Source organism: Eubacterium xylanophilum ATCC 35991 (genome assembly GCF_000518685.1).
Classification (GTDB): domain Bacteria; phylum Bacillota; class Clostridia; order Lachnospirales; family Lachnospiraceae; genus Eubacterium_F; species Eubacterium_F xylanophilum.
On the sequence record NZ_JAEB01000013.1, the window covers coordinates 65,444 to 84,404 of the forward strand.

The window sequence follows — 18,961 nt, forward strand, 5'->3', positions numbered from 1 at the left end:
GAATTATAGTGAACTTTCAAGTCATAAATATGTCATATACAGGCTTTTTTATGGCATAAATATGTCATATAGTGTGCTCTTTTAAAAGCAATGCCATGATATGAACAGGTTGCTGGAACTTTCCTTCTTTAATTAGTGAGTGTACCTGATCGACGGAATATTTTTCTACTCCGAGAAATTCGGTTTCATCGAGACTTTGCTCCGATGTATGCTTGCAATTTTCTGCAGAAAATATGTATGCATAATTATCAGACAGAGTCGGCTGAGATGCCACCTTGAGAAGTTGCTTCCACTCCTCGGACTCGTACCCGGTCTCCTCCAAAAGTTCTCTCTTGGCAGCACCAAGTGCATCATCTTCCTTCTCAATCCCCCCGGCGGGTAGCTCCGTTGTGACCTGGCCAATGCCATGACGAAACTGCTTGACACAGAGCAGCTTCCCCTCTTCATCAGTGGCCACCACAACCACGTAATCCTTCTTGGTATAGCTATAAAATGGTCCTTTGATCGTGCCATCCGGGAATCGATAATCCGCCTTTCTAAAATCAATCCACTTATCATTTACAATATGCGTTACTTCTTGTTCTTGCCAGGCAAGCATCTCATCCCTAGACGCCTCAAAAAGCTCGCGCAAATTCTCATATCTCTCCTTCTTTTCTTCTCTTTTAAAATGTTCCGCCCTACTCTGCTTCGCTGTGAGACTATAGTCTAACTTCTCATCTCCGAACTGCTCGCTGGTCAAGTCAAAGACACATCCGTCAACAACGTTAAAACAGTGATAATTGCCGCCGGGGCGAAGGACCCCATAAACATCTCCGCCAAAGTAATCCTGAAGGAGAAATGCAGTAATGGCGCACTGGCCGACCGTGATATTCTCTGGACTCCAAGAGTCTCTGAGCCTAGGCGTACACGTCTCACGGCTCCATACCCTCGACAATATGTCATAATACTCTCTTGGGTCCATGCCACTGGCATCCTTGACATCCGCAGTTTCCCATCCATAAAAGTTATATTTCTTCATCACAATTCCTCTCTAATAAAACAATCTATTGCATCAGCGCGATGGCTCCACGTGTGTTCTCCCATCGCAAACTCGTATCCTGCTTCACTTATCTCCTCCCACTTATCTCTATTATTTAATATACTTCCGGCTATATCAGGGAGTTTGTCAAGTTCCCATAATTCGTATTTCATATAGTGTTTTCCCTCGATCATAATCTCATCTAGATATCTCGAGCTATCAGTCAGGCAAACCGCTCCATTGCACATGGAGTTAAATACTCTATCATGGGCTCCAGCCTTGAACCATGGCATCACATTGAGGGAGATTTTCCCTTGGCTTATCTGCCTGAGACACCCATAGGAATCAAGTAGGTTGCCCTTCACAAGATTTTCAGGTTTCTTCGTATCCACCTTCTCCCATCCGGTTCCAAAGCAGCACACCTTGAGCCCCGCATCTGCCAGCGTTTTTACGACTTCTCCTCTAAACCAATGTCTCACGTAGAGATCAATAAATATCATGTTGGGCATCGTATCTTTGATACCATCCTCTGTGACATCTACCGCATCTCTTCGAATATGCTCCTCTATAGTGGCATCCATGGACTTCCAAGGATGTGCCTTGAAATCATCAATTATATCATAATAGAACCTAGAATACTCTTCGCCATGTCTGTGAATCGCCTCATTGAATATCTCCGGCGGATTATAATTTCCTGTGAATACGATGTCAAATATTCTCTCATCCCATGTCGGAATATTTTTCTTAGACTCCCATATGCAGGTCCCTCCAAGGGGCAAAAATGGTCCGCGCCTTATCTCGGGGAAAAAACGTCTCATATATGCCTCGTGTTCCCTGTCGATTGAAATCTGTATATAATTCTCCGGCAAAAGCGGCTTAAACTTGTGATAATAGAAGGGATGATCCACCACTATATTGATAAACGGGATATGTCTAGCCGTAAAAAAGGATGTGCCTTCGCTATCCACAAAGCACTCCTCCCCGGAACAACCGTCAAAGTTAAAACTCACTACAACAGTATCGCCCTCCTGGCAAAACCATATGAGCTCAGACATGGACTCATATTCCTTGCATAAATCGAAGTAAAACACTTGATATCCCAACTTTTCAAAGCGTTTCCCCATCTGTTCGGAAAAATACGAAAGCGTCTCTATCCCACGCTTAAACATAACTATCTTTTCTATATTCATGGTTATTCTCCACTATTTGCGGCGCCTACGAACTACCGCAATTAACACACCTGCAATTCCTACTCCTGCGCCTATTGCTATCAAGTAACTTATCGTCCCATTTTCCCCATTATCAACTGTAACCGGGGAGGGAGTCGTGATAGCTTCTATTGTCGCTTCCGGTGTTGGCCCATCAGTTGTTCTTGGGGCTTCCTTTTTCTCTGTCCCTTCACTTGACATAGTCTTCTTTGTCGATTTCTTGTCATCTACCGGCGTCATGGTTTCTGATTTTACATTCGCCTTTTTGGGTGTCTCCGATGGGGCAGCTGTCTCCGATGGGGCAACTGTCTCTGGTGGGGTGGCTGTCTCCCTTACTTTTTTCTTCTTTGATTTGGCTTTAGTATGCTTTTTTTCCCCCTTCTCTTCTGTATGGCTTGACTGAAGCCCCAGTCTTGCCTCTTCAGAAGCGCTGAGCTTCAACTTGCCACTCAGATAATCAGAGTAAGCCTGAGAAGCACCCGCTCTTGTCGGTGAATACCCGTGGGCGGACAACCATGCCTTGGCCTGAGCCTTCTGGGACTCTGTATACTCTTCAGCTTGGACCACTCCCTCAGTTTCAAAAAGCGGAACATTTATCTGAGATAAGGGGATTCTCAAAATAAAAAAGGCAACAAAAAGTGCAACTGCCAATCCTCTGTATTTCATACTACCTCTCCAATTCCTTGTGTTTTCAATATGAGCGCAGAAAAAACCTGAACCTACATGAACATGTAGCCTCAGGTTTTGGAAGGAAATAATCTTAAAAAATTTTTTTATTCAAGCAACAAGTGATTGCCTGTAATCCCGTTTCATACTTTCTAAGATGAAATATGATTATTTTCAAAACAATCAAATTTATGTTCCTAGTGGTTCTGCATCCACAAATTCTGTTCAAATTGATATAATTATTGTACCAATTTTATGTCTATTTGTCAAGCAGAAAAAATCATCGACATATTGTGACAATCATCCATAAAAAAACAGCATTTCCATCCATATTTTGGGGCCTAAACATGCTCATCCTTTTCTCTAAATCCTAGCTATCTCGTACTCCTCGATTTCAAGTCCGAGCATCTCCATTATTTTTAGCTCATCCAGCGCATCGCGGAGAGCATTGTGAGACTCATGCTCATCTGATATCTTGGGATTGTGCTGCTTGTAGGCGGCAACCCTCATAATATCATACCACTTGAACTTCCCGAATTCCGGGAGATGATTCTTGTCAAACGGTGCATTGTAGGCAAAGAAAGAATCCACATCATTGAAAACAAGCCATTTATATATAGCCTCGATAGCCTCTCGCCTTGAGCAGATAACATTCATGCCCTTAGGCTTGACCTCTAATCGGTCTCCAAACATCCCACCTGCCTTGTAACAGGGATCAATGATAAAGTACTTTGAATCCTTTAATTCATAGTCATAATCATCCGCCAAGGCAATTCCTATTGACATCACCTCGTCATCCCAATTTGTCTCTGTATCTATAATTGCAATTTTACCCACTGTAATAACTCCTCTCTTGATAATTTCTGATTGAAATAATTATACTATTATCATGTTTATTTTACATTACTTCTTGCGCTACTACATGTAAAATATAATATTTGATATTTATTTTCCAAATATTCGATTAGTCGATTCGCCTTAGATAGCTTCTCATCGTCAAATAGCGCAAAAGGATCATCAAGAATAAGCACCGGCGCCTCATTCTCATACATTACATCTACAAGCGAAAAACGAAGGCAAATATTCATCAGATCTCTCGTTCCATCGCTTAGATTTTCCACCTGCCGCTGCTGTCCGAGCATATCCACCCCTAACTTGATATTGGCGTCCAGGTGAAATCTTCCATCCTCTCGCCCGGTAAGCACCTTATAGTACTCCAAAAAACGCTCTAAAATAGGCCCGGAATACCTGGCAGTAATCTTCTCTTTGGCCTGTGTCATCTTCTCTCTGGCAAGAGAAATATATGAGAATTTAGCTTCTTCTTCCAGCTGCTCTTCTCTGAGTTGCTGCAAAATCACCTTGTTCTCCTCAAACTCGTCTGCTCGCTCCTGTAGTTCATCCAACCTTCTATTGTAATCAAGAATATTATTTCTGCATGCTGTCACTTCATCGACAGTCTGATTTAATTCTTCCGAGATAACATCAAAGCTTGGAAGATTAGATATCTCAAGCCCATTCCCGACATCGAAGGATTCGTATTTATTCTTTGCCACTTCATAATTATTCCTGGCATTGCGATAATTAATTATATTATCTCTTATTCCATGGAGCTGTGCCTTTATGTTAGCCTCCGGCTCTAATCCCAGCTCAGACAGAAAGAGAATAATCTCATCTTGCAAGGCATGGCATGCCCTTGCATACTCATTATGTTTTCGTCCTCTATTATACAGTTCCTGCAATCTATCACTTTTTTCTTTTAGAGAATATAGATCATCCCGAAGACTGGCTTCATCCGACTCAATGCCATACTTGGCGAGATACCTTGTCAAGTCACGGAACATTTTATCAGTTTCATGTGAATCCTCCTCCACTTGTTCCTGATCTGACCTTCTACCACTCAGAGCGCCAATAATTATAAATATTATTCCGGCGACAATCGCGATAATTCCCGGTAGCATATCCGCGAATGTCAACGCTATCCCCATTATAGCAAGAACAACTCCTATAATCAACACCGGCGAGAGACTTTTCTTTCCCACGCTCTGCTGTCCTCTCATGTTAGCCATCTGACGCCTCGTCAACTCATCATACTTCCTTGCAACTTCAAGTTTTTGGCTTAACTCCTCACTTTTCGGGAGCCCCTCTGGAAAATCTTCTCCAAGCTTTACAAACTCCCTCTTGTCATCTTCTGTCCAAGGATAGGACTGCTGCAGGGCACGGTACTCGGACATTTTCTCCGCATTCTTTATCTGCTTATTCAAGGCATCCTCATCCGGAACCCCCTGGGGAAACACCGCACAGACGCCTTCATACTCCTTGCAGCGGCCCTCCATTTCCTGTCTCAGATGCTCTCTCTCTTCCACCTTTGACAGGGCAACTTGATTATCTCCCACTTGCTTCTGAAGTAGATTAAGCTCATTCTGTCTTTTCTTAATCTGGGCAATTTTCTTCTCTTCACCCTCGATCAATTCGCAAATCCTATCAATTGTTTCCGGAATATCTTCCCCTTCTCTGACTAATCGTTCGTACTTTGTTATCTCTTCTTTTCTCCTATTTATTGACCCTGTCTTTCTCCCCGGTGCCAGAGAATTCAAGATATCATTAAACCTTTTATCAGCTTCTTCATAGCTATTAATGTCATTGGTATCATCAGTGAGATTTCCAATCTTGGCATTAATATCTCCCGTTGCCTCAGTGCGAGAATCACTTTGCCCAATAAAAATAGTCCGCTCAAAGGACTCCTTATTGATTTTAAATATTTCTTCACCTATATTACTTGTATAATCTTTTGAAATAAGATTTGTATTACAATCTCTTAATTCAAATATATCTTCTTTATTTGTTTTGCCAAAATTTCTATTGATTTGATACTTATTCCCATGAATTTCAAATACAATTTGTCCACCATAAACTCCACCCTGCCAAGGTCTAAATCGTTCCCGTTCATTGACCAAACCTTTTCTTTTACGCTCTCCTGAAAAGCCATAAAACATAGCTCTTATAAATGCGGCAAGTGTTGTTTTTCCCCACCCATTTTCCTCGTATATCACATTTGCTCCGGTTGTAAAATCCATGCTAAAATCACTTAGTTTTCCAAAGTTTTCAACATGGCAAGATATTAATCTCATCACATAACCTCCTCTCCGGCAAGAACTTGCAATCCATATCTGATAACAACTCTCTTATCCTCTTCTGAAATATTGTCATCCTCTAGCACACTTCTCACAAATTCTCCCTTTAAGGATTCGTCAAATCTATAATCATCAGCACTAATGCTAATAGTTGTTTCATCCTTGACTTTTACATAATAAAAATCATCTTCAAAATTCTTCTCAATATAATCCAAATTCTTCTCGCACTCTACATCAACCGCACCCTCTAGCACTATTTTAACTAAATCAGATGCCTTACATTCGCAGTGTCTGACACTCGATCTTGCCCTCTCTATCATTTCCCAAGAATTATTACATCCCGTGACGTCTACGCCTACTTCATATAATCTTCTCGTGGCAAAGTCGGCAAATTCTGTTGAATACTGCATTGTATTCTCATCAATATCCAGCACCACAAATCCATGGGGACCGCACTCATCGAATCCTCTTCCCTCGAGGCACCCAGGATAACAATACTTCGCTCTTGGATCAAGCTCCTGAATCTTAGGTTTGTGAACATGACCCAGTGCGAGATAATCAATCCCCTTATTGCGAAGTTCTCTCAGATTAATTACCTCTGTCTTATCTCCCAAATCGCTCTCTGCTTCTTGGCCATGAAGCATAACAATATTAAACTTTGAGGCATCTAATACAAGTGAATTATAGATTTTGGAAGAATTCTCACGGCTTAATTCAATCCCTGAAATCACAACTCTCCCATCTAACTCCTCATACTCTCTCCACTCTTCATCAAACATATATAGATTCTCAGGCAGACTCTCTATCCCCGCCAAGAAATTATCATTATCGTGGTTTCCCTTAAGATAATAGAAATTGATATCTTTGTAATTTTCAAATATTCGAAGCACTTCATTTCGGGTTGTTGCCGATATATTCTTCGTGTCAAACATATCTCCGGCAATCAATATAACGCCTATCCCACAGTCAGAAGCATAATCAACCATCCTCTTAAAAGTATTCAATAGTTCCAGTCTTCTTTCTTTGGCTTTATCTCTGTCCAAGTTTGAATTCATCTTAGAATCCAAGTGCAAATCTGCACAGTGCAATATCTTCATTTGTTGTCCCCTTTCTTGCTATTAATATATTGTTCTCGCGGATGATTTCTGGCATTTACAATCACCCTGCCAGTGGAATTGTTACAGATACCACATTAAGATGATATGCATAACTGTATCTGATATCCGAGGCTATCTTCTGAGCCATGACAATACCTATCTTCGAATATTCATCCTCTCTCTCGTTTATTTCAACAAGAAGAGGATCATATGGCTCATCATAGTTTCTCAATATAATTTCAATCTTATCATCATCTTTAAATGCTTTTATATCCATATAAGATTTATCATTTATATCACCATTCTTCTTCCTATATGCAATATAGTCCGCAGCAATTTCTTCCATGCAAAGAGCACTTATATATGCTATTTTGGTGGAAGAATTGTGCTCATTAAAGTACTTCTGCAATTTTACTGATACAAACGACACGCTCTCCGACTCTATCGGAATGCTAATCTCTAATGCCGTATCGAGATTAGCATATTTCTTTAAAGCCAACAACCTCTGCAGTGGAACAATAGGCTTTTTATTTATAATTGCAAAAATAGTATAGTACACAATAAAGAATGGAATAAATGAAAAACTGATAGCAATCCATATTCCTGTTACCCCTATCACTCTAGTAAGTACGGCTACAAATATCGGATATAAAATACTGTCAGGAATTACCGATACCACCAGCGATAACATCAGATGGTTTGTCGATTCATATACTGAATTAAATGCAAACGGCACAACAAGAACCATCGTACTTATAGCCACCAGTGTAAGTCCGATGTGCGCATCCACATTTCCCGCTAACTTGTAAAAACTCAGAATCGGATATTGAAGTGCTATGAGCAATGCTGCAACGCCTGCACCAAATATCACACCCCACTTAATTGTGGTTTTAAATGTTCTGCAAATCCCCGCATTATCACGCTCGCCATGAAGAATACCGATAAGCGGTTCACTGGCATATAGCCCACCACGTCCTACCGGTTTTGCTATTGTATTGATAGTTTTTATCATGGCAAATAGCGCCAATACGGCAGTTCCATCCGCAAACACAGACAGAATTATATTATTTATAACAGAACTACATGCGCTGTCAAGAACAGTGTCTATTGATGCCGGCACTCCCCTTCTCAGACAATCAAGTCCATCTATTATATTTCTTTTATTAAGTGCATAAATCCGAAATTTCACACTAATACGTCTTCGCTTCATCATCACAAACGCGAGGACCATTTGCGCAAATGCACCGGCAGCCGATCCAATTCCCAATCCGGCAATCTTGTAATTGTCAGCGAGAAATAGAATAGCCACTATGGAAACCACAACATTTACTGTAATATTAGTGATGCTACTGAACATGCGATCGGTCTGATATCCAAATGTAGCACTCACAAGTTGGAACACGGATCCCACCGCAAAAAAGATAACCATCAAAGAAGCCGTTCGCACATATAGATTTCCAAGCGCTGCTGCCTCAGCCGTTGCCTTTGCTCCACCACCAATAATTACTACGATATTGGTTCCAAAAAGACACAGTGCGAGAAAGATAAGATCTATAATAATAGTCAGGCTAAGCGTAATGGAAAATATTCTGTTATAACTGTCCACATCGCTCTTTCCCAAGCATTGGATAAGTTTCAAATACCCTCCCTGCAAAACCATAGACGTTACAGCTAACATCATACCTATACCTGGTAATCCCATAGCACATGCAGCCACTGCATCTTTCCCCAAAAAGTGTCCGGCAAGAATCGTATCAACCAAAAATGTCATAGATTGCACAAGAGCATAAATCATACATGATGGCATAAAATTCCTTACCATTTTAGTAGACATAACATCTGATTTTAAACTTCTATTCATATTAATCCCTCATACTTTCTTCTAAGTGTTCTATAACGGTGTGGTGCCGTATTCTATAAGCATTTTCTCAGTATTAAATGATGAAAAAATGCAATGCTCTTATATGGCTCCAAATCCGACACTCGCATTTCTAATTCAGCCATTTTTGACTGCCAATCTTCATCCGTGTGCTTTTCCTGATTCTGCTGTAAATCCCAGAAAGCTCGTATTCCAAGAGTTTTTTCGACTGTCAGCTCATCGCACCACTCTTCAACTTGACAATCCTCATAATATCTAATTGCTCCAAACTTAGATGCACTAGAATTCTCTCCATCAAGAAGCCCCAATGCCTTGTCGAAATCATCGAGCAGTACAGCCATCTGCATCACCCGTCCAGCCCTGTTATGTTTTACTATTGATATAAAACCTCCCGGCTTTAATACGCGCTGAAGTTCCGCCAAAACTGTTGCTTTATCATCGATATACTCCAAGACATTATGGCATATTATAACATCAAACTCTCCCTCAGGAAACTCCTTAAGAGCCGTAACATCTCCCACAATCTGCTTATACTCATGGTTTTGCCATGCATCCTTTAACATTTCATCCCATGGCTCCACAGCTACTACATCATTCTTTTCCGCAAAATGGTCTGCAGTAATTCCCTCGCCACTTCCGAAATCTAAAATTCTTTTATCTGATAAATCTCCTAACTGTTCCCAAACTATTCGTTTGAATAGGCGTTCCCAAGCGGGTAAATTCTTTAATTCTTTCAATATCTCACTCCTCCTTAGTAAGAATATAACATATCTCCTCAATATCACCTTGAGAAAAGTTCTTTATCTTTGATTTCACTAATTTCCTCAGATTATCTGGATTATTCTTTCCAATTATATCCATCAATATACTATCAGTGATATCCATTATATCCATCAAAAGTTTTTTCAGTAATCCCAGTGAATTCTCGTCCCATACCATATGCCCATTATGTTTTTCATATGTATATATCATTGTCGACAAATACTTGCGATGTTCTCGAGATACATTTAAGCAATCAAGAGCTGCTACCAAATCAACAAATTGGAGTTTTTCTCCAGGGAACCATGGTTCCATTATCGCCTTTATGACTTGGTTTCTTGCCACTTTCACAGGCACGATTCTCTCCACCTTATCATTCACATATCTCTCTTCCTCCACCGGAGCTTTGGCAACCCTTGTAAGCACCGGTGTTACCCAATCATTTTGGTATACAACAGCTACTCCACTTGGGAGCTTGGCTATCTCGTTAACTTGGTTAGCTGTAAGCCCCATAGAACGACCAACGGCCTCTCTATCCCCTGCCTCCGGCGTGCGAAGAACTATCTTGGTGTTGGTGTTTTTAATTGCAGAGATGTCAACCGAGGATGGCGACTGATCCACAATTATAAAGCCCTCTCCGTATGTTCTTATCTCGGCGATAGTCTGAGTGAGCATTTCCACAGATTTACCCACGAGATCCGACTCAGTTTTATCTGTATTTTTGAGCAGATTATGCGCCTCTTCGAGGACTGTCACATGCTTTAATCCATTGTTATTTGTTTCCTTTTGGTCTGCTCTATATTCATTTAAAATATAGACCATCATACCCATAATCAATGCCTTGGTTTCGATTGATTTCACCCTGCTAATATCAAGGATACAGTTCTGGTCAAATATTCTGCTATAAGGTGTTTGCTCTGATGTAAATATAAATTTATTAAGTCCAACTGTCAGAGACTTTACTCTCGTGATCAAGGCCCCTCTATAATTCGACTTAATATCCGATGCATAATCAGAATTCTCTATCAGCTCATCCAACTGCTCTGCCAATACTTCGAAATCAGGATACTCAATCTCATCGCCGTCAAAGGTTGAAGATCCAAGATCCCATCCAACTGTTTCATAAGATTTTAGCATTGCATCCTTGAAAAAAGATGGCATAGCATCGTACATTGGCCAGCATGCGCTGAATATTTCAACCAAACCATCCACGTGCTCAAGAACATGGATTGAATCCGGAAAGCGGAATGGATTGAGATTGATGAGCTCTGCAACATTGGGATTTGTTGAGAACACATTTACATCTTTCCAGTTCCCGAAGACATCCTTATACTCGCCCTTTGCAGGTTCTATTACAAGAAACGGTATACGGTCCTGATGGAGTTCACAGAGCATCTGATAGACTGTATTGCTCTTACCTGAACCAGTTGATCCGGTGATAAATGTATGCATATTTAGGCTATTATTCTTCAGCTCTACCGGCTTGTTAGTGGTTCTTCCAAGGTCAAATACTTTTCCCAAAGTCATTCTATTCTCCGGTCCCTGAGATTCATCAGAGAAAACTGTATGGTAGACAGTCACTTCCTTGCCAAACTCGGCATGTTCTATCACCGGCAACCCCGACACCGTAACTCTCGGAAGTCCTAGGTGAAGTCCTAGATCCTTGCCGCTTATAGATGTAGTTGCATCTAACAATACTTGATTATCATAGTTTTCTCCGTAGCAAAACAATGGATGAATAAATCTCGATAAACTAGATGTCAAATCTTCATATTTGCCAATTATATCCGGACTATTTTTCCTCCATGAATTAACTGCCGACACTTCTCTTCCCGACTTATCGCCGTTCATCAAGGCCCTATAATTGCTGGCTGCCATCTCGGCTGATGTCATGTCATCCGAGGCAAAGTATCCCGCAACATTCCACATGCCATAGCTGTCATATTCTCTTGTTTTCTGAATCATTTCATCAAGTACATGCAAGACATCGGTAACAGCTTTATTTTCTGTTGTTGTGCTGGTTGTAGTTGACTTAGATTCAGTCTTTTGCTCACTTGGGGCCAACGAAGTAATGAATTGGCTTATCTGACCGCCAATCTGTCCGCCAGCCAAAGTTCCCGTAGCTATTCCTACGCTTTTCGCAGCATTTCCCACTAATCCGCCGCTAATCATTCCACCCACAGAAGCCACTAATCCTCCTATCATGGACGCTTTTTGCTTTCCACTCATTTCAAAGAATGACTTATTTTTCGATGTGCTCCTGGACTCATTATACGAGAACTGCACTTTCTGGAATGGAGACCAATTAGTATACATTTGCTGATAAAAGTTTCTAAGCTCCTGGATGTTTTCGGAAGCTTGATTTTCGGCAATGATAATTCCGATGTATCTCCTGCCTTCCATGGAGAGGGCAAGTTTTTCTATTCCCTGTACAAATTCCTGATTGTTTTGTCCCTTTTCACTCTTAGGACTACCCACAACACTTACTGATGCAACATTATCTCTGGAAGATATTCTTTCAGATAACTCTGCTATTTTCCTTCTGTCAACACCGGATATTCTTGTTCCGGGAAAATGTCCCACCAATGTATTTTTTAAAGTTTCGCCGAGAGAAACAGTAGAGCACTTCAGCCTTTCATCAGTCTCATTATTTCGAACACCTATGTAAAAATCAGTCTTTTCCCCATCGGAATCTAACATAATAAATACGCTTGCATTATATGTTGACAGCGTATTAAATACAGTTGTAAATTTATCTGTAACTATCTCGTCTTTGGAATATACCATCTCTGAAACTTTATATAATCTAATATTATCTATGATATCATCCTCTAACGGAAGAACGCGCAATGCAGGTACAATGCGCATTTCTTCAAGTCTTGAGAGATACTTTTTTCTCACAAATTCCTCCGCAATTTGGAGCTTATTTCTATCATCTGCGGTGATTACAGGAGTACTATTATCTAACACTTCAATATCATTATATTTTTCCATAAATTATCTCCCTTCGATTTCTCTAAGCTTCCCGTCAAAATCTGTTAACCAGGAGATTTCTGCACGTCTTGCGTTCTGGTCATCTGTCATCTGACTTGAAATACCTTCTTGCTTTTCCTTCAACTCGGAGAGTATCTCGTTTAGTCTACTCTCGTAGAATGAGGTCATGTTGTCCTTATGATCCTCCAAAGCCTTCATTCGCTTTATATACTCCTCTGTAATTACTCCAGATACTTTCTTTTCAACTGTCTGACGCCATACTCTGCAGTTGTACTCAACTACAATATCCGGCTCCTCCAAAGTATCTGTAATTCCACTAATAAATGTTCCTATGATTCCCTCTTTGGGCTTTTCATAGGTCTTGTCCTTAAGTACGAGGAGCTCTGCAGATATGTCAGGAATCTCCTTTTTCTCAAATTTTTGATCATCTATCTCCGAGTAATCATCTTCAATCATATCAGGAGTTGCCTCGCGGAATATCCTTCTTCCCTCATCAGATATACTCTTCTTATAAACAAAGTATAGCCAATCAAATTGCTTGTAGAATTCATCATAATTCTGCTGAAAATAATTATTGTAATTCTCTGCCATCTTGGCTCCCTCATCGAATCCTACAATCCTTAATTTCATACTTTTCCATTCTAATACTTTCTCTAATAGCTCAGAATATATCTTCTGCCATGAGGAAAAATCAGATGTAATATTTTCTATTTTTTGACTTTTATATTCCTCTATATTCTTCAAGCCTTCCTTTACTAGTTCTATCTGCTTATCAATATCATCCATGTCAATTTGATTGACCTCATTTTGCAAATCACCTGTTTTCATTTCTTCCTCAAATTCTGTCCTGAGGCGCTCAACCTTGGCTCTCATTATATCGATATACTTTCTTATATAAGATGTTATAGGATAGAATTCAATATATTTCCAGAACAAATTATCATCTATTTGCTTAATTATATTGGGGTTTTTTACTCCGATATCCTCTAGGACGCGTATAGTTTCCTTGTTAATATCGTTCATCAAGAAAAATATTTGTCGCTGCTTCACATCATGACGCTTAAGAATACTTGTGATAATATCCATCATCTTATCAAATGACATACTAGCACAATCGACAACAATCGGAATATCCGTCAAATCCACATTCTCAAACTCCACAGAATCACTTATATACTCAAGTGAAATCTTTATACCCTCAAAGCTATATTGCCCCAAATCCCTATCACCTACTACAATCACAGTGCAGTCCTCGTCTAGCAAATCATTATCAGAATCTTCTAAACCATTATATCTACCTTGGTTTTCAGCCAACCACTTTCGCAATTCAGCAATCTTTGCAACAATTTCTTTTCTGCTAATTATCTCTTTTTTCAGATCAAAGACCACCTCTGGCTCTCTCACATTCTCTGCCGCAAATGCTCCCACAATCTCATCATAATCAAGCTTAGTTCCGATAAACTCAAGCTCAAAATCATATCCATTCATCTCATTGTATAATATTTCTGGCACCCTGCACGCCCACGCGCTGAGGGGAGCTGCAACATACTTTTCCACCTGACTGTTGATCCGCGGAACATTTCCATTAAATATAAATCTGTACTCCATCATGTATGGATTGAATTTCATCTCAACTTTAACCAATACTTTTACCTCCTCCATACTCCGAATCTCACGACAATATAACAACATTATAACATATTTTTGAAATTTTTGTCACAAAACCTATCTGAGATTTGTTATTATTAGTGTAAGATGTGAAACACATGTGTAAAACATCATATCCTTAAGACGATATGATTCTAAAAAGGTGAAAGGACCAAGGACTATGACAAAAAAACAAAAGCAGTTTATCGAAAGCTGCTACAGACTATATGAGCAAAAAATGTACCATGTGGCCTATAGCATTCTCCACGATGAAGGAAAAGCAGAGGACGCAGTTCACGATGCATTTTTGAATCTGATAAAGAAAAATATCCAATTTGATGAGCCCGAATCAGCTGATTGCAAGCGATTTATCATCACTGTAATTAGGAACGCTTCCATAAATATTTACAATAAGAAAATGAGGGAGAGCAAGTTGCTATTTTTTACAGAGAAAGATGACCATGCCATTGCTGCCCCCGAGTCATCAGATAATGATTTGTCAGAAATCGAGGACAAGCTGGATGGCCTGCCCGAAAAATATAGAAAAATAGTCCGCTATCTTGTCATCGACGAGTATAGCACCAAGGAAACCGCCAGTTTACTGGGAATCACAGAGGCAAATGTACGAAAGAGATATGAGCGTGCCCGAAGAATGCTCAGTAGTTCATTGAATCAGTAAAGGAGATTTGATTATGAATAATACAAAGAATACAGATAAATATACGTTCCCGGAAATCAGTGTAGAAGATTTTGATAACATGGGAAACCTTGAAGATCACGTCTTTTCCGAGAAGTATAATCAAAGAAAAGAAAAGGAGATTATCGCAATGATGAAAAAAAATAGATTATTTGGAAACCGTTTTGCAAAAGTTGCTGCCGCAGCATTCCTTGTTTTGGCAACTCCAGCTGCCGTTTATGCTATAGCTAATAACCAAATTGCCAATGGATTTTGGGGTAACGATACCAAGCAAAACGTGGCTTCGCACACATTTACAACTGTAGAAGAAGCAAAAATCAAGGATGATGGAACTGTCTCCACAACTAAATCCAAAATGCCAAAAGTCGAGTATGTTCCCGCAGATCAAAAACTTGTCGACAAGTATATCGGCGACAATCTATCCTTTGAGCCAATAGTGAAGAAAGTAGCCGGAACAACTATCACAGTGAACTCCGCCGTTAAGGACAAAAACTCAGTTATAGTTGGATATACTCTTGAAAAGAAAGGTGGCATAGACTTCTTAAATTACAGCCAGCTCGACAACGAAACCAAAGGTGCTTGGCTCAATGAAGACAAGGCAACTTTCTCATACAACTTCCTGGAATGCGCCGGAAAAACTTTCGTTGATTTAAAGAAATCCACTGGTGATAAGCTTTACTGCTACGATTATATGCAGTTTAACGAGGATAGTTTCGATGCAGAGCATCTGACACTTAACATTACCGAGTATACAAAACCGCTTGCCAAGGTGCTAAGCAAGGATAATTCCAAGGATTATATCAAGAATAATACCGCTGTCAGCATTCCGCTTGCCGCAAAGACATCTATGCATACTTTAAGCGATGGCAAAGATAGCTCCATCGATTTATCAGCTATTTCCATGAAAATTAATCTTGGCAAGAGCTCGGGAATCAAAGATTTAGGCGAATCAGAATACATGTCTGAGGGAATTTATAGAGTAGAAATCAATTACAAGGACGGAAGCAAATACACGGTATCAGAGCGTAATATTGATTCTCCTGATCTTGGCATCACACATAAATGTGACTCTGAAATCGCCAACTACTCATATCTCTGCGGTGGAACAAGAGATGAAAACATTATATTTAATAGAATTGTAGATGTTGATAATATCGCATCCGTTACTGTCAACGACGTAACCTATACTATTAAATAAATATTTATTTGCAATAATTGTCTTACAGGAAAAATTGTCTTACAAGCAAAGCTTGTAAGACCAGCAATATGCGTTTCCAAAAAGGCTAGACAAGGTTTCCCCGGTCTAGCCTTTTCTATTATTCTCTTAATTTATCAAGCTTTCCACAATCCATGCAAATTACAATATGCATAAACCACTTCAACCTTTTCACCATCACAAACTTTAAAGTCAGCAGCAGGTGCTTCCCCGGCAGATAGATTCTTTCTATAAACACCCTTATCCGTCTGAACAACAATCCACTCGATAAAGTGCTCCTCTACCATTGGATGGTCTACTTCACCAACCACAACATTGACATCATTGCCATCCTGTTTCCATACAGGTACATGCTTTTCCACTGCGCCATCGCTTGTCCCAGCTTTGAGTTCCTCCATAGGCTGTCCACAACAACTCACAGGCACCCCGCTGTCTGCTATTTTCTCGATGATATTTCCACATACTTTACACTTGAAAAATTTTAATTCCATATGATTGTTTCTCCTTTCCCATAGGTAACATAATCTTCTCGGGCTGACGCCCTGTCTCAACCTTTATTATACTATAATTCATTCTCCGTTGGCAAGGATTCTGTCATACATATAACAAATATTGCCTAACTTCTTCTAGGTTTTCTAAAATTACTTCTGCCTTACTCTCCATCTCATCATCAGGCGGCAACAAATCAGGCACCATAATAACCCTCATATTTCCTGCATGAGCTGCCCTGACGCCATTATATGAGTCCTCTATAACATAGACATCCTTGACATCGAGTTCGATGAGCTCACATGCTTTAAGAAAAATATCCGGCGCAGGCTTGCTTTTCTCGACAAAGTCTCCCGTTACAACTTCATCAAAATAGTCCAATATTCCCGCATCCCTCAGCTGGTTAACCGCTGTTTCATACCTGGTCGACGTAGCCAATGCAATGCGAATCCCGCGTTCTTCTAAGGATGCCAACAACTTCTTCACACCATTTTTCATGGGAAGTCGCCCACCATCATATTTCTCATGATAAATCTGTGATGCTTCCTGAGCATATTCATCATATGGAAAATCCTCTCCGTATTCCTTCTTCATTATCTCTCGACTTTTGCTTTTAGTGGTTCCAATACACTCCATTGCCGTCTTCTCAATAAAAGGAATACCATATCTCTTAGCAACTTCTTTCCAGCAATCAATCACACAGACTTCCGAATCAAATATAACACCATCCATGTCAAACAAAACGCCCTTAAATTCTTGCATCATTAACCCTCCAAGTACTTATATAATAGTTTATATAAATGTTCCGTTTCCTCTTTTGTCAACTTCGATCCCTGTTTACTCAACTCAACCGGGATATCCTTGCACTTTTCCTTAAGCGCCATTCCCTTTTCTGTAATACTCACAACTGTGACACGCTCATCTTCCTTTGAGCGTTTTCTCGTAACATATCCCTCTTTTTCAAGTTTTTTTAGGAGCGGAGTCAATGTTCCCGCGTCTAGGTGAAGGGTGCTTCCCAACTGCCCAACTCTTACACTCTCCTCTTCCCAAAGCACCATAAATACAATATACTGCGTATACGTGATTCCAAGGGGCTTGAGAAAAGGAGTGTAAGCACTAACTATCTTTCGTCCGCATGCATAAAGGGGAAAACATAATTGATTTTTCAACAAAAGCTGTTCATATTCCTGCGCCATAATCTCGTCACCTCTTAACTTATAGTAACCCTTCTACAAACTTATCTACGTCCTTCATCTTAGCTGTTGGCTCAAATCTTGCAACGACATTACCACTTCTGTCGATTACAAACTTTGTAAAGTTCCACTTAATCTCAGAGTTATTCTTGTAGTCTTTGTCAATCTTAGAAAGCATAGCTCCCATCGCCAAAGCCTTTGGTCCTTTCCCGAATCCTTCAAAGCCCTTCTGCTCCTTCAAATACTTGAACAAAGGAATGGCATTCTCTCCATTTACATCAGACTTTTTCATCTGAGGGAACTGAGTGTTGTACTTAAGAGTGCAGAACTCATGAATCTCCTCGTCTGACTCAGGCGCCTGTCCCGCAAACTGATTACAAGGCACGTCAATAACCTCGAATCCCTGGTCATGATACTTCTCATACATCTCTTCAATGTCCTTATAATGTGGTGTGAATCCACATCCTGTTGCCGTGTTAACAACGAGAACAACCTTGCCCTCATAATCCTTCATTGACACTTCTTCACCAGAAGCTGCAGTTACACTTTGATCATAAAATCCCATATCATAGTCCTCCTTTGAAATTTTATATTTGACTATATTATATTTTATCAAATGTATTTTGTCAACACTTTTTTTTTGGGGGCTGTCGCACTAACGATTAAAAATCGTTAGTGTGCAGCTCCTTTTTTAGTCTAAAATCAAGGGAATTATCCTAATTTTTTTGATAACAAGCATGTATTCCAGAAAAAGGCGCACTTATCTAAGCCCTGTTGAAAAGCCATTTTAACTTTTTAAAATTTATGCGGCTCTCAAAGGAAATAAATGTGTCCCAGTTCTGCCATTTTGTATTTTGTTATGAAGTTTATATCGGGGGAGGAAGGGCCGTGAGAGCTGGCGGGGGAGAGGGTGATGCGGTGGTTTTGGTGGTTAGTACGGCTAGAATGGCGAGAAGAAGAAATCTAG

17 protein-coding genes are annotated in these 18,961 nt (G+C 40.1%); 3 read left to right on the forward strand and 14 right to left on the reverse strand.

Annotated elements, in window-relative coordinates:
• Positions 1-64: 64 nt before the first annotated feature.
• The 10 genes from L877_RS14370 to L877_RS0103830 all read right to left on the reverse strand — a co-directional run bounded on the left by L877_RS14370 (position 65) and on the right by L877_RS0103830 (position 14,396).
• Positions 65-1,018 carry an NUDIX hydrolase gene (locus L877_RS14370; protein ID WP_084554755.1) on the reverse strand — a complete coding sequence of 318 codons (954 nt, stop codon included), beginning with the start codon at positions 1,016-1,018 and terminating at the stop codon, positions 65-67.
• Positions 1,018-2,208, reverse strand: a complete 1,191-nt coding sequence (locus tag L877_RS0103790) for a glycosyltransferase (RefSeq protein ID WP_034785008.1) — start codon at positions 2,206-2,208, stop codon at positions 1,018-1,020. The genes L877_RS14370 and L877_RS0103790 overlap by 1 nt, the downstream gene beginning before the upstream one ends.
• A 12-nt stretch (positions 2,209-2,220) precedes the next feature.
• On the reverse strand, positions 2,221-2,892 hold the full coding sequence (locus tag L877_RS0103795; protein ID WP_026834956.1) for a hypothetical protein: 672 nt from the start codon (positions 2,890-2,892) through the stop codon (positions 2,221-2,223).
• 363 nt (positions 2,893-3,255) lie between these two features.
• On the reverse strand, positions 3,256-3,729 hold the full coding sequence (locus tag L877_RS0103800; protein WP_026834957.1) for a 3'-5' exonuclease family protein: 474 nt from the start codon (positions 3,727-3,729) through the stop codon (positions 3,256-3,258).
• 56 nt (positions 3,730-3,785) lie between these two features.
• Complete coding sequence (locus L877_RS0103805; protein ID WP_026834958.1) at positions 3,786-6,020, reverse strand: ATP-binding protein; 2,235 nt, start codon at positions 6,018-6,020, stop codon at positions 3,786-3,788.
• Positions 6,020-7,120 (reverse strand): metallophosphoesterase family protein, encoded by a 1,101-nt coding sequence (locus L877_RS0103810; RefSeq protein WP_026834959.1) that lies wholly within the window; start codon positions 7,118-7,120, stop codon positions 6,020-6,022. Before L877_RS0103810 ends, L877_RS0103805 begins: the two co-directional genes overlap by 1 nt.
• Positions 7,121-7,181: 61 nt before the next feature.
• Positions 7,182-8,981 carry an MATE family efflux transporter gene (locus L877_RS0103815; RefSeq protein WP_026834960.1) on the reverse strand — a complete coding sequence of 600 codons (1,800 nt, stop codon included), beginning with the start codon at positions 8,979-8,981 and terminating at the stop codon, positions 7,182-7,184.
• A 53-nt stretch (positions 8,982-9,034) separates the two neighbouring features.
• Entirely contained in the window at positions 9,035-9,736 is a 702-nt protein-coding gene (locus tag L877_RS0103820; RefSeq protein ID WP_026834961.1) for a class I SAM-dependent methyltransferase, read from the reverse strand.
• A 4-nt stretch (positions 9,737-9,740) separates the two neighbouring features.
• Positions 9,741-12,752 (reverse strand): ATP-binding protein, encoded by a 3,012-nt coding sequence (locus L877_RS0103825; RefSeq protein ID WP_034785012.1) that lies wholly within the window; start codon positions 12,750-12,752, stop codon positions 9,741-9,743.
• Between the two features lie 3 nt (positions 12,753-12,755).
• Positions 12,756-14,396 (reverse strand): hypothetical protein, encoded by a 1,641-nt coding sequence (locus L877_RS0103830; protein ID WP_026834963.1) that lies wholly within the window; start codon positions 14,394-14,396, stop codon positions 12,756-12,758.
• Between the two features lie 184 nt (positions 14,397-14,580).
• On the opposite strand from L877_RS0103830, the gene L877_RS0103835 reads away from it, so the two are divergent.
• Together L877_RS0103835 and L877_RS0103840 are read left to right on the forward strand one after the other, a co-directional pair.
• Positions 14,581-15,078 (forward strand): RNA polymerase sigma factor, encoded by a 498-nt coding sequence (locus L877_RS0103835; RefSeq protein ID WP_026834964.1) that lies wholly within the window; start codon positions 14,581-14,583, stop codon positions 15,076-15,078.
• A 13-nt stretch (positions 15,079-15,091) separates the two neighbouring features.
• Complete coding sequence (locus L877_RS0103840; protein WP_026834965.1) at positions 15,092-16,294, forward strand: hypothetical protein; 1,203 nt, start codon at positions 15,092-15,094, stop codon at positions 16,292-16,294.
• Between the two features lie 134 nt (positions 16,295-16,428).
• Here L877_RS0103840 and L877_RS0103845 read toward each other — a convergent pair whose 3' ends face one another.
• The 4 genes from L877_RS0103845 to L877_RS0103860 form a co-directional block, all read right to left on the reverse strand.
• A complete protein-coding gene (locus L877_RS0103845) occupies positions 16,429-16,803 on the reverse strand; it encodes a desulfoferrodoxin family protein (protein WP_026834966.1) in 375 nt (124 codons plus the stop codon).
• Positions 16,804-16,906: 103 nt separating this feature from the next.
• Positions 16,907-17,566, reverse strand: a complete 660-nt coding sequence (locus L877_RS0103850; RefSeq protein WP_242837113.1) for an HAD family hydrolase — start codon at positions 17,564-17,566, stop codon at positions 16,907-16,909.
• Entirely contained in the window at positions 17,566-17,997 is a 432-nt protein-coding gene (locus tag L877_RS0103855; RefSeq protein WP_026834968.1) for a MarR family winged helix-turn-helix transcriptional regulator, read from the reverse strand. The genes L877_RS0103850 and L877_RS0103855 overlap by 1 nt, the downstream gene beginning before the upstream one ends.
• 19 nt (positions 17,998-18,016) lie before the next feature.
• A complete protein-coding gene (locus L877_RS0103860; RefSeq protein WP_026834969.1) occupies positions 18,017-18,559 on the reverse strand; it encodes a glutathione peroxidase in 543 nt (180 codons plus the stop codon).
• 209 nt (positions 18,560-18,768) lie between these two features.
• Here L877_RS0103860 and L877_RS14240 point away from each other — a divergent pair.
• Positions 18,769-18,961 (forward strand): hypothetical protein (locus L877_RS14240; protein ID WP_207637225.1); only part of this gene is annotated, 193 nt, incomplete at its 3' end.

Excerpts from the sequence above, each read along its gene's own strand:
- L877_RS14370 (WP_084554755.1), bottom strand. The coding sequence starts at position 1,018 with ATGAAGAAATATAACTTTTATGGATGGGAAACTGCGGATGTCAAGGAT.
- L877_RS0103810 (WP_026834959.1), bottom strand. The coding sequence starts at position 7,120 with ATGAAGATATTGCACTGTGCAGATTTGCACTTGGATTCTAAGATGAAT.
- L877_RS0103860 (WP_026834969.1), bottom strand. The coding sequence starts at position 18,559 with ATGGGATTTTATGATCAAAGTGTAACTGCAGCTTCTGGTGAAGAAGTG.
- L877_RS0103845 (WP_026834966.1), bottom strand. The coding sequence starts at position 16,803 with ATGGAATTAAAATTTTTCAAGTGTAAAGTATGTGGAAATATCATCGAG.
- L877_RS0103805 (WP_026834958.1), bottom strand. The coding sequence starts at position 6,020 with ATGAGATTAATATCTTGCCATGTTGAAAACTTTGGAAAACTAAGTGAT.
- L877_RS0103815 (WP_026834960.1), bottom strand. The coding sequence starts at position 8,981 with ATGAATAGAAGTTTAAAATCAGATGTTATGTCTACTAAAATGGTAAGG.
- L877_RS0103855 (WP_026834968.1), bottom strand. The coding sequence starts at position 17,997 with ATGGCGCAGGAATATGAACAGCTTTTGTTGAAAAATCAATTATGTTTT.
- L877_RS0103850 (WP_242837113.1), bottom strand. The coding sequence starts at position 17,566 with ATGATGCAAGAATTTAAGGGCGTTTTGTTTGACATGGATGGTGTTATA.
- L877_RS0103835 (WP_026834964.1), top strand. The coding sequence starts at position 14,581 with ATGACAAAAAAACAAAAGCAGTTTATCGAAAGCTGCTACAGACTATAT.
- L877_RS0103840 (WP_026834965.1), top strand. The coding sequence starts at position 15,092 with ATGAATAATACAAAGAATACAGATAAATATACGTTCCCGGAAATCAGT.
- L877_RS0103790 (WP_034785008.1), bottom strand. The coding sequence starts at position 2,208 with ATGAATATAGAAAAGATAGTTATGTTTAAGCGTGGGATAGAGACGCTT.
- L877_RS0103825 (WP_034785012.1), bottom strand. The coding sequence starts at position 12,752 with ATGGAAAAATATAATGATATTGAAGTGTTAGATAATAGTACTCCTGTA.
- L877_RS0103795 (WP_026834956.1), bottom strand. The coding sequence starts at position 2,892 with ATGAAATACAGAGGATTGGCAGTTGCACTTTTTGTTGCCTTTTTTATT.